This window comes from Shewanella piezotolerans WP3 (assembly GCF_000014885.1).
Lineage (GTDB): Bacteria > Pseudomonadota > Gammaproteobacteria > Enterobacterales > Shewanellaceae > Shewanella > Shewanella piezotolerans.
Window position 1 is genome coordinate 3,431,565 of sequence record NC_011566.1, and the last position, 19,321, is coordinate 3,450,885.

The window sequence follows — 19,321 nt, forward strand, 5'->3', positions numbered from 1 at the left end:
ATCCCTAGTAGGGTCAACGGTTCACGCTTAAAAACACAGGTTAATGGTTACAGCATAGCCATTTAAAGGCAAAAAAGCAGCGAATCATCGCTGCTTTTATCTATACACTCAGATTATACGCTAATACTGCTACTCCGTAATCACTTTAATACCGGGAATAATCGTCTGCGTTTTTCGCCCTTTCCTCTTTAGCCATACATAAAATACAACTAACGCGATAGTAAAGAAGCCAATCCATAAACTTGATTGCAGAGGGTGCTGAGCAAACGTAGCGCCTTGGTAGAATACCGTCGCAGTGCCATATGCTAACCCAAAGGTCCATAGACCTGCGAATGCAGCCCAACGCCCACCAAACTCGTTTACAAGTGCACCCATTGCAGCAACACACGGAGTGTATAGCAATACAAACAATAGGTAGGCAAATGCCGCCGTCACACCGGAGAAACCAGCCTGCAGAGCACTAAAGGTTGAGGTATCAACCTCTAGCTCTTCTGATGCAGACTCTACAGAGGATACATCGCCAACTGAAATAGACAGTGGATCTTCAGGTGCAATACCAAATAGGTTTTCTGGGATAGTAGCTAACGCTTCACTAACGGTTTCAGACAGTGGTGCTAACTCTTCATCGCCAGCACTGCCATCAGAATAAAGGCTATTCAAGGTGCCAACGACTGCTTCTTTAGCAAAAATACCGGTAATAATACCAACCGTTGCGGGCCAGTTATCCTGCTCTACGCCCATAGGTGCGAAAAGTGGAGTCACTTTTTGACTTGCAACACTCAATACGGATTCAGAGCTGTCTTCGTGGCCAAATGTTCCATCAGTACCGATGGCATTGACGAAGTTAAGTAAGGTTACAACGATAACAATCGTCTTACCCGCGCCCATAATAAAGCTCTTAGTCCGCTTACCAGTGCGCGCCATTACAGTTTTAAACTTTGGCTTCTCGTAGCTTGGCAGTTCCATCACGACCGCGCTGCTCGAACCTGGTAGCAATGTTGAGCGTAGCAAAAGACCCGTACCAATAGCTGCAAATATACCAATCATGTATAGCAGGAAGACTAAGTTCTGCCCTGATTCAGGAAAGAAAGCCGCTGCAAATAAGGCATATACAGGAAGTCGAGCACCACAAGACATAAACGGCGCCATCATTCCGGTGACAATACGCTCACGCTCACTGCCTAGTGTACGAGTGGCCATGATCGCTGGTACAGAACAACCAAAGCCAACAATCATAGGGACAAATGCTCGGCCTGGTAGGCCTATTCTGCGCATCAAGCCGTCAACAACAAATGCTGCACGCGCCATGTAACCAGAGCCTTCCAGTACGGATAAAGCAAGGAACAGCGCGGCGATAACCGGAATGAAAGTTGCGACAGTTTGTATACCTTGACCCACACCACCAGCGACAATAGTCACTAACCATTCAGGCGAACCTATGCTCGACATTAGTGCACCGAAATGGTCAACAAAAATAGCGCCAGCGGTAATATCAAAGAAGTCGATAAAAGAGCTACCAACGTTGATACTAAACATAAACATTAAGTACATCACAAACAGGAACACTGGGATCCCTGCAACTGGGTGTAGCACGACTTTGTCTAGTTTATCGGTTAATGTTTCGGCATTGTCACTTTTAACTGAACCAGTAAACACCTGCTCAACGAAGTTGAAGCGTGTGGTGGCCACCATAATTTCAATGTCTTTACCTTGAGCAGACAGTGCTTGAGAGTATTGCTCTACTTCACTGACCATTTGGCTATTTTTACACTTACCACAACCTAAGCCATTAGCAAGCATCGCAAGTGCACGACCCCGACTTAATTTGTCATCAGCGGCAAGCAGGTTACTAACACTAGACTCAATTTCAGTATCGTAATTAAGTACTAAAGGCGCTTCAGAAACTTTGCCGTCTAGCAAAGCAACAAATTGCTGCTTCACCTTCTCAATGTCTTGTTCATCGCGAGAACAAACGGCCACAACAGGACAACCTAACTCTTTGCTCATCTGTGCGACATCGATATGAATACCACGGCTAATCGCAGCATCTATTTTGTTCAACACTACAACTAATGGAATACCAAGCTCACGCAGCTGTACGGTTAGGTACAAGTGACGTTCAATATTGGTCGCATCAACAAGGTTTATTATGCCGTCGATTTGCTGGTCTGCAAGGTACTGCTGCGCAATCTGTTCATCTAAAGAGCAGTCACAGCTGTTACCTGCTGGTAATAAGTCATAGATACCGGGAAGGTCAGTAAGAAAAACATCGGTACTTTGCAGTGCGAATTGTCCAGTTTTCTTTTCAACAGTAACTCCAGACCAGTTACCAACTTGTTGATTCGACCCAGTAAGAGCATTAAAAAGTGTCGACTTACCCGCGTTAGGGTTACCGACGGTGACGCAATTAAATTGCTTATCCATTCGCTTTTTCAACCTCAATAATATCTGCTAAATCGCGACGCATGCATAGTTTACTGCCTCGGATATCTAATTCTACGCCCGAGCCCATTGGCGCTCTGCGGATCAAAGAAAATCGAGTATTGGGAGTGATCCCCATCGATAGGAGTTTGCGTTTAACAACTGCTGGTAGGTCAATTTGCCCTACTTGAGAAATTCTGGCGAAATCGCCCGGATTTAGTTCACTTAACTTCATTGTGCATCCCACCTAATTACAGGCCTCAACTTTCTTTGAATTGATACTGATTCTAAAGGACTGTTAATCCGAATAACTTTATCTAGATCAACATTTCAGGCTGTAAACGATAATAATTTTCAATTGTGTTCTCTATTATGTGACAAATCTCTCAACTAATAAATGACCTCACCCCAGATAAATTAGAAATGGCTTATCCCCCTTAAATAGTAATGGTTATTATTTACACTTAATTCAAATAAATAGCTCAACCAAAGGCAGTGTGACGTAGATCACGCTTTGATAATTATCCTTTAAAGATCAGCGATAAAACTAAAGAAGATCTCCCGCTTGTTATGAACTTGTCACGCTTTTGTTCTACTCTTCTATATTAGTAATTTACAAAACTACTAATATAGCAATTAAAAAAAGAACGCTTTAAAAGCGAATGGAATGGGAATGACATGATGAACAAGACCACAGGATGGTTCTCTACAAAGCTCGTGAACTTGCTAGTGCTTACGACTATGGCATTTTGCTTTAATGTCATGTCAGCCCCATGGGACGATCAACCACCTAAAGAGGTTGAAGCGCTACTAGATAAAAAGTTTGCAGAAGGAAAATATTCATCGAAAGGTGCTGACACCTGCTTAATGTGTCACAGAAAAAGTCCTAAAGTGATGGAGCTATTTGACGGTGTTCACGGCAATGCCGATGTAAAAGGCTCGCCAATGGCAGATCTTCAATGCGAAGCATGCCACGGTCCACTAGGGTCACATAATCGTGGTGGTAAAGAACCAATGATTACCTTTGGTTCAAACTCACCCGTTCCCGCAGAAAAACAAAACAGCGTTTGTATGAGTTGCCACAACGATGATGAACGCATGGCTTGGAGCGGCAATCATCACGATAATGCAGATGTCAGCTGTGCCAACTGTCATCAAGTCCATACAGGACACGACCCCATCGCAGATAGAGCAACTGAAGTTGCTGTTTGCACTAATTGCCACACTCAGCAAAAAGCAGACATGAATAAACGTTCTTCTCACCCCTTAAAATGGCAACAGATGGTATGTAGTGACTGCCACAACCCACATGGCACGCTTGCTGATGCCAGCTTAAAGCAGATGAGCGTCAATGAAAATTGTTACTCATGCCATGCTGAAAAACGTGGACCTAAATTGTGGGAGCATGCGCCCGTTACCGAAGACTGTGCAGCTTGTCATAATCCACATGGCAGCGTGAACGAGGCAATGCTGATCAGTAAACCACCTATGTTATGTCAACAATGTCACGCTTCTGTAGGACACACCTCAAATGCCGTATTCGGCGGAAACCCCAATGCATTTAATGCGGGTCAAAGCTGTATGAACTGCCATTCACAAGTACATGGCTCTAACCATCCATCTGGCAAGCTGTTACAGCGCTAACAAGGAGTGGCAATGATGAAAAGTATACAGTTCCATATTAATAAGCCGTTGCAGCTTTCTTTAATCGCGATGGCAGTCAGCGCATCTATAACATCAGTGCATGCAACAGGTTACGGTGTCCAAAATGCCAACCGTGACAATGCAAAAATCGAAAAGTGGGAGTGCAAACGTTGCGTATCATCCGCAGGTTTTAACGGCACAGTGGGCATAGGCGCCGCCTATAATGATGGCAGCGATATTCATGTTGGTAATACGACTGGTACAGATACTGACGGCGCAGTCGGGCATATAGAAGCTGATCTTAATTATCAATCAGAAGATGGTTACCAAACGAATTTAACAGCAGATAAACTGGGGTATGACACTGGCAGCGCAGCAATAGAAACTGGCAGGAAAGGCCAATACACTATCGCTTTAGGTTATCGAGGACTGGCGAGCTACGACACCAATGCAGCGCTAACTCCCTATATGAATAGTGGAGATCAGCTTTTTCTGCCCGATAATTGGCAAACAGGTGCAACCACAGGGCAAATGTCGACCTTAAATGATGACATTTCCGATACAGCGTTAAAAACGCAACGTGACAGGTTTTTATTAGAAGCTGACTATAAAGGTAGCTTCTATAAAGCTGATATTAGTTATCAACATGAAAAGCGTGAAGGTAAACGCACCTTTTCCGGAAATATTCTTACCAACAGTGCAATGTTAGCGCAGCCTATTGATGATACAACCGATGAGTTTGGTGCAAAGATCTACTTTAACGGTAAAGGTTGGTTAGTCGGAATAGACTCTTCTTTTAGTCAGTACAAGAATGATCATCAAGCCGTAAATTGGGAATCAGCCTTTACCCCAACATTTGGCGCAGCCTATGAAGGTCAAAGTGCAGCAGCACCAGATAATAAGGCCTATCGAGTTGGCGCTAATGCACAACTCAATGGCAACGGTCATCAAGTGTTGATGAACTTAAGTGTTGCCAGCTTTACGCAGGATCAAGCTTTCCTGCCTGCAACGATAAATGGTCCCTCCCCAGCCCTGCCAATCAGTAGCCTTGACGGTCAGGTTGATACCACCGATATGAAGCTTAAATATACTGGGCGACCAGCACGAGGCTTTAGTGTTAGCGCACGATATGATTATTCAGATAGAGACAATAAAACTACGTTACATACCTACCCGCAGGTAATAACCGACAGTTATTTCGCTGGTTCAGCTATTAACCCAGAATATGATCGCACCAAGCAGTTCGTTGATGTCGGCGCTAAATATCGATTTAATCGCAGTGTTTATATTGATGGTGGCTATCGTTATGACCACAACGATTATAGCGATTTAGACCGAGACTCTTTGCAGCAAAATAGCCTATACGCAAAGCTAAACTACCGAATTTCTCCCGCTTGGTCTGCATGGCTAAAGGCCGAAGCGAGTGATAGAACAGGCAGTACCTATAAAGCCGTCACAACAACATCAAGCCCAAGTAATCCTTATTTAAGAAAGTCATACCTTGCAGATCGGCAGCGTCAACAATACAAACTTAACGTCGCCTACAGTGGATCAACTGCATTCTCTGCCAGTGCCAACTTACGCGCAAGCTTTGACGACTATAAGGATACAGAAATTGGCTTAACTCGGGTTGATACCCAAGGGTACGACATATCAGCCAATTACATAATTAGTGAGAATTTCAATCTTAATGCCTACCTCAACCAAGATTGGCGAGATAGTGATCAAGCAGGCAGCTCAAATTTTGGCTTAGCTAACTGGTTTGCCAATACTGATGAGCAGTCGACTCTAGTCGGTGCAGGTTTAAATTACCAAAACTTATTAGATAGCAAACTCAATCTCGGCCTAGATTATTCATATGCCGACGGGCAAAGCGATACCAACGTTATTCAAGGAATCACTTCTCCTTATGGTGATTACTTCTCCGAAAAACACAATATTAATGCTTTCGCAAAGTATCAACTCGCAGAAAAAATGGCATTACGTTTCGATTGGATTTTCGAGAACTATGAGGACGCCGATTGGTTGAACCAAGGTTTATCAGTCGATTCTATACCCAACGTGCTGACTTTTGGCGATTTAAGCCACGACTATAACGCTCATTATTTTGGCCTGACATTTAGCTACCAAATGTAGATCTGTCAATAAAAGGAATTCAAGGAAATAAAAATGAAACTGATCACCCAATCACGACTTCATAAAAGTATTCCTCTAGGTCTAATTGCCATGCTGGCGGCTTGTGGCGGTGACGACGGTTCACCTGGCAATCCTGGTGAACCAGGAGGCCCGCCAGCGTCAGTGATTAATGAGCTTAATATCACTATCAAAGACGTAGCTTTCGATACTGGTATTGCCACGGTTAATTACCGCGTCACAAATGAGGAAGATGAGCCAGTAGTAGGCATCTCTTCTGCAACTTACCTTGCTGCGCAGCTGCTACCTATGGGCTACACCAATGCCGGTAATGCCAGTCAATGGCAATACTTTACCTCAGAATCTTGTGCAGACGTCTGTGACGGCGAATTTGTCGACCACAAAAATGGCCAATATAGTTACACCTTTAGTGGTGCATTTAACGGAATGAATGACATAAGCTTTATGTCTGGCGGCACCCAACGTGTGGTCATCAAAATTGGCGGTGACTCTCTGCCTGACGGTACAGCACTGCCAATAACCAACCAACATTATGATTGGCAAGATAAAGGCGACACCCCTGCCTATACCCGTAATCTCATTGAGATGGAGACCTGTAATAGCTGTCACAGTGATCTCGCTTTCCATGGTAGTAAATACAACGAGGTCGAAACCTGTGTAACTTGCCATAATACCGATAAGGTCAGTAACCCTGAGAATGTTTTTGCCCCAATGGTTCACGGCAAGCATTTAACTGGATTCCCAGGCTCACTAGCAGATTGTCAAACATGCCATGCTCCCGATGAAACATTAACCGAAAATATGAACTGGGCACGAGTGCCTACAATGGCAGCATGTGGTAGTTGCCACACGAATATTGATTTCCCCGCCGGACAGGGACATCCGACTCAGCAAGACAACAGCAATTGTGTCGCATGCCATAACTCAGACTGGACCATGAGTGCCCATAGCCAAGCAGATACCAATGCGGTTCTTGGTCAATTTAATGTTGAAATTGTCAGTGCATCTCTTACTGGAACCACGGTTGATTTAGCAGTAAGACTATCGAATCCTGCCACTAACGAGATCTATACCGACAGTGCCGACAAGCTTGATTTTGTCAATGACCTTCGCATTTACGCTAACTGGGGGGTAAGTGTCGATTATACAACTCGCAGTGCTAAATCAATCAAACTCCAAGAAATCACGCCTATATCTGGAAATGATGGCGTCTTTAATTACCAAATTGCTGGCTTAACTGTCCCTGCGGAACTTGTAGATGACACGGGTACCTTAGCTATCCAAGGTAAATTATGTAGTGACGAAGATATGTTGGCAAATTGCGCAGATATAGACAACACCACCAACCTGAAATCTAGCCATCAATTCTTCAGTGCTTCTGCAATCTCAGATGTGGGTCGCCGAGTTGTTGTGACTAACGAAACATGTGGTAGTTGTCATGGAGACCAAGAGCTCAACTATCATGGTTCCCGTAATGATCTTGAAGGCCAATGCCAAGTTTGTCATAACCGCAATATGCAAGCTGAAGCGGGTGCTGCTAACGCAGCAGCATCAACGGCCGACTACAAGCACTTAGCTCATACTCTGCACGCAGGGTCACGTGAAAACTACCCAGATATTAACTACCCTGCCAACATAGGGAACTGCGCCCAATGCCACACAGAAGATGCTTCAGGCGTGCTTACTGCAGCTTTACCACTTAATAGTGCAGTGCAACCATTAGCCTTTGACGACGGCAGTTTTACCAGCCCTGCGTCGGCTATCTGCAGCGCCTGTCATACCAGCGACACCTCTAAGAGTCATATGACCCAGCAAGGTGGTGTGTTTAACGGCACAGAAGCCGATGCGACATCTGGCACTGAAAGCTGTGCGACTTGCCATGGCCAAGGCGCTTCGGTCGATGTGTTAGCTGTTCACCCTATAAAATAATAATCATTAGCCCAATAATCTCGGTTATTGGGCTTTCAATGTTTAGTGATGAGAAATGGAACGCAAAATTATGGAAATCAAAACTAGAAGCTCAAAACTCAGTTTGATTGCTCTCGCGAGTGCCGCCTTGTTGTTTGGTTGTAGCGACGGCAATGATGGTGAAGATGGTAAAGACGGTGAAGTTGGTTTTTCAATAGCTCAAGCCAACGAGCTAAAAGCGTCCATCTCATCAGCCTCAGTAACAGAAGGTGTGGTTGCAGTAGAGTTCTCGCTCGAAAATGCCAACGGCGTCGCAATAACCGATCTTGACACCTACCAAGCTGTCGACTGGATTGGTATGGGGGTCGCGAAATTGCTCCCCACTGAAGGCAAAGGTTATAAAACACCACAATGGGTGAACTACATCAATAGTGCTGTTGAGCCTGTAGCTACTGACGTCCCTCCTGGGTACGAAGACAAAGCAAGTACACAATTCCAACCAGGGCTTGAATCTAGCTGTGCTCAGGAGTGTATTGAAAACCTAAGCAGTGGCATGTACCGCTATACTTTCCAACTTAACTTAAATGAAGTTCCTGAACTCGAAGGACTCGATTTAACCTTTGATGACAGCCTAACTCACCGCATTACTATGGAGCTAAGAGCTGACGGTACGGCCAATAAACTCATCAACGCACATTACGACTTTTTACCCTCATCGGGTGAAATGGTTGCTGCTGACGCGACGCGCACAGTAGAGTTTCTAGAGCAATCATGTTTACGTTGTCATAGCGACGATTATGACCATGCTTGGGCACCAAAACTGTTATTCCACGGTGGCAGACGTTTCGATATCGCTAACTGCCAAATGTGTCACACCAGTTATGCAGGCGATCCTGAAACAGGCGCCCCAATTGACATGGGCTATATGGTACACAAAATTCATAAAAGTGATTACTTGATGGTGGGATATGGCGGCAGTATCCACGATTACTCTGAAGTGACCTTCCCTGCTGATATGTATGATTGCCGAGCATGTCACCAAGAAGGCGACACCAGCCCTGTTGACGCATTTAACTTTAAACACCATCGCGCATTAGCATGTGGTTCATGTCATTCAGACTCTACCGATCCTGAACAGATTAAAACCGATATGCACGATAGATATATCGAAACAACTGATTGTAGTACCTGCCATGCTGAAAAAGGCGAACCAGGCGCTGCGCACCACTTTACCGATGCCGTTGCAAAAGATAATGCTAAAAACAGCTACTCAGCGAGTTTAGTACCTGCATCAGTGTCAATTACCGGCGGTATGATAACCTTTGATGTGCAATTTGCAGACTCTTCATTAACAACGCCAGTAATGAGTCCTGACACAGATAAGCGCATTACATTAAGCGCAATCTATTTCGGTTTTGGTAATGACATTGACTTTGGTTCAGGCACACAAAAAGTGGATCTCATTGCTTTAGCACCAACAGCAGTGAGTGATGGTATTTATCGATACACAACATCGACGTCAATTATAGCCGATACCAGCCAAGCAGCTACTGCTGTTGTTTCAACCAAAATGTGTGTTGATAGAGATACGCTAATGGGAGTGGCATGTGGTACAGGTACTGACGAATCGAATAATCCAGCGGTTATCTCCGGTGATCTGGTAGCATTCAACCTCAGTGGCGATGACAGTGTGATGGCAAGACGAGTCGTGGTGAGTAACAATACTTGTGCAAATTGTCACGACGAAAAGTTCATCGGCAAATTTGGCATAGATTTCAAACATGGAGGCAGTTACAGTAACTTTGAAGGCGAGTGTCAGATGTGTCATAACCCGACTCGTTCAGGGGCTGACTCTAAGTCGATTCAAGACCATATTGACTTTAAAGTGCGCATCCATGCGCATCATGCCAATAAACGCTCGACGCAAGATCCAATCACCTTCCCAGAAAACTATGGTAATTGCGCAGTCTGTCACGATAAAGGCCAGCTAAAAATGGATGGACTTGGTGCGATGGTGGCAACTCCGTCTACAGATGCAGTATTAGGTATGGTTGAGTTCTCTCCTATCGCATCAACATGTGTTAGCTGCCATGGTGCAACAGACTCATTAATCTCACATATCCGCAGTAATGGCGGTGCAGCAAATGATACTCGCGGCACTTATGTTCCAGGAAGTGAATCTTGTGCAACCTGTCATGCTGAAGGTAAAACCAACGGTGTAGATTCAGTTCACCCTGTTGAATGGTAGTTGTTGAGCCATTTTTCTAAAATAAAAAGCGGCGTAGACACGCCGCTTTTTATTTGGCTACAGAAACCAGCATGAAAGCAACACAGCCGACACCAACAAGCAACATTCGCACAACAAAACACCCCTCAACAAGAAACACCTACAACATTGCAAACACAAGAACGCTTATCAACACCTTTGAATACCCTGAATAATTAATGATCTAAATCAATTTTAATCTCTAAATTTCGAATCAATTTCAGCCTCATTTAAGATAAGTCTTCGTTATATTAACCCAAGCTTAATAGAGCACTTCAGCATTCAGTAAGCCATTGTTTAACAACAACAAACAAAAACTTTAATTCTTGATATTCTCAAGTTGACTGGTATCACATATATCTTTGTCATTTTTTTTAGAACTACCTCTTTTGGGTAAGATCGTGGTGAGGAAGTTCCTCACGCCAAAGAGGTAAAAACCTCACGGCAGATAAAACCTATGCAGGGAATAAAATGATGATAAATCGATATAAACTCGCAACAGCTGTAAAGTCAGCAATTGGTATAGGCGCACTTTCTTTCGCGCTAGCTGGTTGTGGCAGTGACGGTAAAGATGGCGAAGATGGTAACAACGGTGAGATCGCCGTGCACATTGACAGTGTTACAGCAGTCAAAACTGAAGTTGACTTAGCAAGCTATGATGATGCAAGCGGCACGCTTACGGTAGAATTCAACTTAACTAACCTTAATGGCGTGTCCGTGACGGGCTTGGAAGAGTTAACAGATCCCTTGCGCCTTAGTTTCGGCCGAATGGGAACACGTGCAGAAGCATTTCTTCCCTACGATATTATCGATTCCGACGGTAATAGCGTCACTGTAGATTCTCGGGGCGATGGCGAGCGTGAAATTTGGTTGTCATACCGTAACAAATCAAAAGATGATCTAGTCACTGGTACCGACAACTGGCGCCCAAATCGTAACTGTCCGGATGGTGAGCAGTGTTTAGAATACCTAGGCGCTGGTAAGTATCGAATTACCGCTCCAGAAGTGATCAACACACAAAGTTTAGATTACGATTACGATGCCTCACAAGTCCAAGGCATTTACTTGATGACTTATGGTGCTGGTGCCAACAAAGTTAAAAACGTAGAAGCTTACTACTGGGAACCCGCGACTGATCGCCCTGTCAGCTCACCTAAATCAGTATTAGAAAGCCAGACATGTACCAGTTGTCACGTCGGCGAAGAGCATATTCGTCATGGAAACTATGGCAACACTGCCGATGGTTGTCTTTTCTGTCATACCGATTACACACAGTACGCAGGTACTGGTACTGACGATCAAGATAACGAGATCAACTTCACTATTGATGGCTCAATCAAAGGGCTAGCTCACGCCATTCATACTGGTGCCACTGAAGCTGACCGCCGCGATGTGGCAAAGTTTGCAACCGTTATTGCCGATCCGTCAAAGAACCCAGTATTTGGTTATAAATATGACCGTGCAGCGCAAATCGATGAAGAAGGTAACCCGTTAAAACCGCTTAACTACCCGGCTGTAACTGCTAGCTGTGAAAGTTGTCACGTACAGTACAGCGAAACGGAAGAGACCTTACCAGAAGACGTAACTGTTCATGCGCTTGACTGGTTTAAAGATATGGACGCAGATAGCTGCCAATCTTGCCATGGCGATTACCACTACGGCGGCCGTACAACAACCGATGACACGGGCATTGCTTATGTAGGCTGTGTTGCCTGCCATACATCAAATGATGGCAACACTCGTGGTGGTGCATTCCGACACTTTGCAGGCCATGACAAAGACAGCCGAGAATCCGCCATTGAAGCCGGCAAGCTAATCGAAACCCAGTACAGCAATATCGTATGGAATTCCGATGTTAGTGAACTCAGCTTTACCGTTAATTTAATGCTAGGTGAACAAGCAGTAACCAGTGCCCATGTCCCTGGAGTCTCGGTATATGCTAACGCTGTAGATGCGATAGCTCCAGATGCATACCTAGCTTCTCGCCCAAGTATTAAGGTAACACCTAATGCTGATGGAAGCTTTGAGGTAATCGTTGATGCAACAGCATCTAGCTACACGCTACCTGCATTAGCTGAAGCACTTGATAACGGTGCAGATCTAGCGTTATCGGCAAGTTTTAGCGCTTGTTTCACCAATAAGACATCGACTCTCGCTGAGCTAGATTTTGAAGGTGAATGTTCAGGGGTTTTAAGTGCCAATGCTGCGAAAACTGAGTTCTTAAAGTTAGATGGCTCAGACGGTGCAGAACGTGCCAGTGCCGCAAATTATGAAAATTGTACCAGCTGTCATAACAACGACATGGTTGTTCGAAGAGGTGCTCCGCACTATCGTAATGCCGACCTTCATACCTGTGCCCAGTGCCATGAAGCGGGTGATTACAACAGCATGATCGTGCGTGTTCACGGTACATTTGGAAAAGCCCATGGCCGTGAAGATGTGCAATCTCTAGTCGATACTAAAACCTGTACTGCCTGTCATGATGACAGCAACTATAGCTTAGAAAACGCACGTTCAACGCCAATGCGTTGGAACCGTAAAGACGAAACGTTCTCTAGCCCACAAGCTGGTGTTTGTGCGTCTTGCCATGTTTCAGAAAGCTATCAAGACAGCACACAAGCAGATTCTGCGAAATCCCACATAGAGAATATGGGGGGGGTCGTGGCAGATACATTTGAAAATGCTCAAATGGCCAACGAGACTTGCTTAACCTGCCACAGTGCAGAAAAAGTAGCTGAGAACCACGATTTAAACTGATTAGCGACTATAAAAAACTAAATAACCTAGCTTAAATAGGTAGATACAACTAAGAAAAAGGGTGAGAATATTCAATTCTCACCCTTTTTTATTGGCTTAATAATATTATTTTACACAGCAACAAAAGTTACTGGCTATTAACCATAATTATTTAATAAACCACAAGCACTTATTGGAGAACAGCAACATCACACTGCACCAACATTTCACCAACAATTACCCCTTCAGCAGAGCGGAGATATTAAACTGAAATTAAAATAGTCCTAAAAACACACTTTTCTCTCTACCCCTAAAGAAATAGTCTGACCTTAATCACATAAAGCATCTAAAACACCTGCTAAAAATTACGCTGTTAGTTAGCCTTAGAGGTGGAAATAAAATTCCACACACTAAATAAGGGTAAATGAGATTTGTTCTCAAACTAATTCCCTTTTTAGTGATGATTAAAAAACTATTGCAGGGACAAAAATGATGAAATTTTTCAACTTAAGCGCGACTTCAAAAGCGCTACTTACGGCAGGGGTGCTTTCGTTAGCAGTTTCTGGCTGTAGTGGCGATGATGGCACAAACGGCGAAGATGGTAAGCCAGGTCCAGTTGGCACCCCAATTGGCGAAGTATCCAACGTAATAGCTGACATTACTTCAGCAAGTGTTAGCGAAGACGGTTTCCTAACGGTTAACTTTAATCTAAGCGACGCAAATGGTGCTGCAGTATTCGGTATGCAACAAACCGATATAGGCGCACTATCTTTTGGCCGTGTCGGCGCAGCAACTGAAATAACACCTCCAGCTGAAGGCGAAGAGCCTTCTACTCGCCAGATCTGGTTGAGCTACTTCAACAAAGATAAAGGCGATGGCCATTTCACTGGCTCTAGCTACTTCAATGGTGCAAGCAGTGAGTGTACTGATTGTTTCACCGATAACGAAGACGGTAGCTACTCAATCACTATCGATAAAGCCATTGATACATTAGGCAAATACGACTACAAAGCTGATGCCACAAGTGGTATCTACATGGCAGTCAAAGCTAAAAACAACGCAGAAACCACTATGGTCGATAATGCGTTTTACTACTGGCAACCAGCAGCCGATATCGCTGCAGACAAGCCACTTCAGATCTTAGCCAATGAAAACTGCCAAACGTGTCACCGTCCAGGTCAAGATGGCGCATTAGCAATGCACGGTAGTAAGCATCAAACAGAAGAAGCATGTTCTTTCTGTCATACTGACTACAACTCATACATGAAAGAAGACGCTGACGGTAACGCATATGAGTACGATGGTTCAATCAAGGCCATGGCTCATAACATCCATAACACTTCAGCCTTCCAAGATGAAGAAAAAGATGAAGACGGCAACGTCATTCAAGCTGCGGGGATTTACCCTCAGTTAGCATCTAACTGCCAAACTTGTCATGCTCCAGACGATTCCCTGAATCTAACTGATGCTTGGAAAGCCGACCAAGACGCTGCAACTTGTACTAGCTGTCATACCACGGCACCAGGCTGGCACGGTGAAGAAGGCGGAGACTATGATGAAGCTCATCAAGTTTGTTCTAACTGCCACTCAGCTGACGGTTACGCTCGCGGCGCAGAACGTGCACACTACACTGAAAACACTAACGCTCAAGCTGCTGAAACAAAAGTAACGTTCAACAGCATGACATACAGTGCCGCAACAGAAACAATTGTTGCTAACATGACTGTGACTCACGGTGATGACACTATCACTCTAGCGCAAATTGATCCTAGTCCATATGTGTGGGGTGGATATACAAGTGCCATCGTATTTAACGGCGTAGTCGATGATGACTTCGTTGTTAACTACCAAAAAGTAGGTTTTGACAAGTTTGCTAAAGGTGCTAACGGCTCAATCGATGTTACCTTTACCGATGCAGAGTTTAAAGTTGCCGAAGTAATGGGAACTGAAGGTGTTAAAGCCGCGTTTAGCAGTCAACTACATGTTTGTTTCAGCAGCAAAGGCGTTGTCGAAGATTGTAAGGTAGAGGAAGATGGTACTGTATCTAACTCAGGTCCATACGCAGTTTCTGATACCGCATACTTCAATGTAGATGGTACCGTTGTTACAGAAAGCCCACGTGTACAACATGCAGAAATGGTTGCTTGTCAACAGTGTCATACTACCGATATCAAGCATCGCTTCAGCAATGACATGGATGGTTGTGCATCGTGCCACAATGGTACTCGCGATAAGAAAGGTACTGGTTCATCTAACCTAGCTTATATCGTGCATAGCAAGCATTACCTATCTGACAGCTCTGGCGATCTCTTCTTCAAGAAGACAGAGTGTCAAGCTTGTCACGGAGAAGATGGTTATTCTCTGAGTAAAATAGCTGGTGATGCTGCACCTGTTGCATTCGGTAAGGAAAACCTAGGCAAAGATGCTGATGGCAAAGATATTTGGGGTGAGCAACTTGTTGTATCTCCACAAACAGCAGCATGTGTTAGTTGTCACCAAGCGCCATACGGCCTTAATGATGCTACAGCTTCTCATATCCAAGGTATGGGCGGTATCTTAGTGCAGGAAGGTGCAGAGTTAACGACTCTAGGTGTACCAGCTTCTGACTATGAATTGCTAAATGTACAAGAGACTTGTTCTACTTGTCACAAAGATGATGCGATTCTTGAAGCTCACTCAAACTGGGGCAGCAGCTACTAATTTGAGTTAGTCACTTCGCAGTTTGACTACTACTAAAAAGGGGAGGCTTGGCCTCCCTTTTTTATTGAGAGTTATTCGCAACTAGCCATTACAAGTTTTCTTACATTTTTTGTACATTTAGCCCCCGTTTTAGACGTCGACAAATGCCTTTTACCTCCCCCTTTAATACCTCTTTATAAATAGACAGATCCGTGTCACACATTAGCACCTCCTATGCTGATTTTAACCCTGCATTACGTTAGCCTTTCATTGGGGAATCTTATTTCCAGCATTGGCTTAAACGGCAATTAAAAAATTACAGTCGGTCTATTGATCCAGGCCACACGTTTAGGGCAGTGCCAAACCTATGCAGGGAAAAAATGATGAACGTAAAAAAATCTAAAATTGCACTGCTGCTAGCAGCAGGCGCTGTATCAATGGCCTTAACCGGCTGTGGTGGCGATGATGGTACTGACGGTAATCCAGGTAACCCTGGTGGCCCAGCAGCTGATTACATCAATACGCTGAACCTTAAAGTGACCGACGTGACTTACACGGATGGCCAGCCTACCGTTAACGTATTCGCGACCAATGAAGAAGACCTACCTGTTATTGGTCTACAAGATCTCGGTATTACCGCCGCACAGTTAACACCTCAAGGTGCAACTGGCGCAGGTAACAGTGCTCAGTGGACACGTACAGCGCGTGTATCAGGCACAGATAGCTTTACCGATAACAAAGATGGTTCATACACATTTACTTTTGAACTCGATGAATACAACGAGGATATGACACAGCGTTTTAACGTATACGCTGGCGGCGAAGGTTCGACACTTGCTGATGGTGTGACTTCAGTTCCACGCCGTGAAATGGTTGCTGACTTCGATGGCCAAGGCTATGAAGCTAAGTACACTAAAAACATCGTGTCTCATGAAACATGTACTAACTGTCACGCCGAAGGTGAGCCACTAACCACCCGTCATAGCAGCTATTATACCCAAGAGACTTGTGCGACTTGTCACACATCTAAGTATGGTGAGTCTCAGTGGAACCACCTTATCCACAATATTCACAACACAGCTAAAACCTTTGAAGACAAATACGGTAAAGAATATACCGGTGAAGCGGCAGAAGCGCTGATCCAGAACAACTGTAAATCTTGTCACGTTGAGCCAGAAGCGGACAGTGGAGAATTAACAGAATGGGGCAACTGGTCACGCATTCCTACAATGGAAACCTGTACTAGCTGTCACACTGGTATCGATTTTGAAGCCGGTAAAGGTCACTCTCAGCAAGCGGACAACTCGAACTGTGTCGCTTGTCATAATGCTAGCTGGACTGAAGAGCTGCACACTAGCAACTTCGGCTCAACTAAAGCATTGATTGACACCTACGGTATCAATGTCACTTCTACTATTGATAGCACAACTACAGCTGCCACAATTAGCATTCAAGTTGTTGATTCGGCGGGTGCAGAAGTTGATATCAATACTATTCTTCCAATGGTACAGCGTTTCGAAGTTGTTACTAACGTCGGTCCAAACAACGTCACCTTAGGTTACGGTGGTAAAGACTCTATCAATGCTATTAAGAACGGCGTTGTTGATGCAAAAGCAGCGATTGAAGATGGTAAGCTAGTTTACACAACCACCAAACCACTCAACCTGAACACCGAAGTAGGCGCTGACGATGAAACTGCGTTTACCTTTGCAGGTTGGGCAATGTGCTCTGCAAACGGTGAATTTGTTAAGTGTGATGACCCTGACTTTGATGGTGTAGATACAAGCAAATACACAGGTATGAAAGCTGATCTTGCTTTTGCAACGCTATCAGGTGAAGCAGCAAGTATGCGTCACGTGGACTCTGTTAACTTCAGCTCATGTGCAAACTGTCACTCAGATGAATTCCAAGTGCATAAAGGCAGTCATCACGCAGGTTTTGTAATGTCAGATCAACTTGCTCATACCAATGACGCTGATGGCATGCCAATCATAGGCGTTGATGCTTGTGTTGCTTGTCACACTCCAGATGGGACTTATGCTGGCGGCTCAAACATGGGCGCTCTTGAAATGAAGCTGCATAAGACACATAGCCAAGGCGACTACGCAGTGATTCCTGGTATGAACTGTGACCAGTGCCATAGCGACTTCAACCGCGATGCCTTTAAGAAGAAAGGTGCATTAGCAACTGATGTTCAAGACCCTTATACGCCAACTCAAAAGAGCCTGTATACCACTCCTATCGCGGCAACTTGTGCATCTTGCCATAGCTACAACATGGACAAGTTCAAGTCACACGTTGAAGGTCAAGGCGCATTGGTTAATGTATCTAAAGAAGCAGCAAATGATGCGGCTCAACTAGAAACATGTTTCTACTGTCATGCGCCAACTCCAGCGGATCACACTGCGGTTAAAATGTAATTTGTGCTGCTCTTCTCAATGACTTAAGTCATTAAGAGTGTTGAAAATAGGGGGAGTCCTCTCCCCCGCTTTCACAAAAAATTGTGCAAATTTAGGAAATCGATTATGAAGATCACAAAGAAACTAAAAACCTTACTTCCAGCGCTAGTCGCCTCGGCAGTACTTTCACTGGGCTTTGCTAACACTGCAATGGCGTCAAAGTGGGATGCCAAGATGAGCCCTGACGAAGTAGAAGCGACACTAGATAAGAAATTTGCCGAGGGTAAATACTCGCCAAAAGGCGCAGATTCTTGCCTGATGTGTCACCGTAAATCAGAAAAAGTCATGGACATCTTTAATGGTGTTCACGGTTCTGTAGACTCAAGCAAGAGCCCAATGGCAGGCCTTCAATGTGAAGCATGTCATGGCCCAATGGGTAAACATAACCGCGGCGGCAATGAGCCAATGATCGCCTTTGGCCCAGACTCAACACTGGTTGCTGAAAAGCAAAACAGTGTATGTATGAGCTGTCACAAAGATGACAAGCGTATGGATTGGAATGGTGGACACCATGACAATGCAGATATCGCTTGTGCTTCTTGCCACTCAGTTCACACAGCCAAAGATCCAGTATTATCTAAAAACACTGAGATGGAAGTCTGTACTAGCTGTCATACTAAGCAAAAAGCTGACATGAACAAGCGCTCTAGCCACCCAATGAAATGGGCACAAATGGTATGTAGCGATTGTCATAACCCACATGGAACAATGAGCGACTCAGATCTTGTTAAGCCTAGCGTTAACGATACCTGTTACTCATGTCACGCAGAGAAACGTGGCCCAAAATTGTGGGAGCATGCACCCGTCACTGAAAACTGTGTCACTTGTCACAACCCTCATGGCAGCGTAAATGAAGGCATGCTAAAAACTCGTGCTCCGCAATTGTGTCAGCAGTGTCATGCCTCGCCTCATAGTGGTCAACCTCAGTTTGGTAATACAGAACAAGGATCGACTGTCGGCGGTAACGCCTTTACCGGTGGTCGTAGCTGTCTAAATTGCCATAACCAGATCCATGGTTCAAACCATCCATCTGGCAAGCTGTTCCAGCGCTAAA

Annotated in this window: 10 protein-coding genes; 8 read left to right on the top strand and 2 right to left on the bottom strand. The window is 44.7% G+C overall.

Annotated elements, in window-relative coordinates; translation table 11 throughout:
- Nucleotides 1-129 precede the first annotated feature (129 nt).
- Both feoB and SWP_RS14670 read right to left on the bottom strand, forming a co-directional pair.
- Complete coding sequence (gene feoB / locus SWP_RS14665) at nt 130-2,424, bottom strand: Fe(2+) transporter permease subunit FeoB (protein ID WP_020913324.1); 2,295 nt, start codon at nt 2,422-2,424, stop codon at nt 130-132.
- On the bottom strand, nt 2,417-2,656 hold the full coding sequence (locus SWP_RS14670) for a FeoA family protein (RefSeq protein WP_020913325.1): 240 nt from the start codon (nt 2,654-2,656) through the stop codon (nt 2,417-2,419). The genes feoB and SWP_RS14670 overlap by 8 nt, the downstream gene beginning before the upstream one ends.
- Before the next feature lie 506 nt (nt 2,657-3,162).
- Between SWP_RS14670 and SWP_RS14675 the strand changes: the two genes are divergently transcribed.
- The 8 genes from SWP_RS14675 (at nt 3,163) to SWP_RS14710 (ending at nt 19,320) form a co-directional block, all read left to right on the top strand.
- Nucleotides 3,163-4,065: a DmsE family decaheme c-type cytochrome gene (locus SWP_RS14675; protein WP_228371160.1), complete on the top strand. Its 903-nt coding sequence runs from the start codon at nt 3,163-3,165 to the stop codon at nt 4,063-4,065.
- A gap of 12 nt (nt 4,066-4,077) precedes the next feature.
- Complete coding sequence (locus SWP_RS14680) at nt 4,078-6,201, top strand: MtrB/PioB family decaheme-associated outer membrane protein (RefSeq protein ID WP_020913327.1); 2,124 nt, start codon at nt 4,078-4,080, stop codon at nt 6,199-6,201.
- Nucleotides 6,202-6,234: 33 nt separating this feature from the next.
- Nucleotides 6,235-8,148 (top strand): OmcA/MtrC family decaheme c-type cytochrome, encoded by a 1,914-nt coding sequence (locus SWP_RS14685; protein WP_020913328.1) that lies wholly within the window; start codon nt 6,235-6,237, stop codon nt 8,146-8,148.
- A 70-nt stretch (nt 8,149-8,218) separates the two neighbouring features.
- On the top strand, nt 8,219-10,375 hold the full coding sequence (locus SWP_RS14690) for an OmcA/MtrC family decaheme c-type cytochrome (RefSeq protein WP_020913329.1): 2,157 nt from the start codon (nt 8,219-8,221) through the stop codon (nt 10,373-10,375).
- A gap of 489 nt (nt 10,376-10,864) precedes the next feature.
- On the top strand, nt 10,865-13,150 hold the full coding sequence (locus SWP_RS14695; RefSeq protein ID WP_044555964.1) for a multiheme c-type cytochrome: 2,286 nt from the start codon (nt 10,865-10,867) through the stop codon (nt 13,148-13,150).
- Nucleotides 13,151-13,618: 468 nt separating this feature from the next.
- Entirely contained in the window at nt 13,619-15,829 is a 2,211-nt protein-coding gene (locus tag SWP_RS14700) for an OmcA/MtrC family decaheme c-type cytochrome (RefSeq protein WP_020913331.1), read from the top strand.
- A gap of 359 nt (nt 15,830-16,188) precedes the next feature.
- Nucleotides 16,189-18,228, top strand: a complete 2,040-nt coding sequence (locus tag SWP_RS14705) for an OmcA/MtrC family decaheme c-type cytochrome (RefSeq protein WP_020913332.1) — start codon at nt 16,189-16,191, stop codon at nt 18,226-18,228.
- A 105-nt stretch (nt 18,229-18,333) separates the two neighbouring features.
- Nucleotides 18,334-19,320 (top strand): DmsE family decaheme c-type cytochrome, encoded by a 987-nt coding sequence (locus SWP_RS14710; protein ID WP_020913333.1) that lies wholly within the window; start codon nt 18,334-18,336, stop codon nt 19,318-19,320.
- Nucleotide 19,321 lies beyond the last annotated feature (1 nt).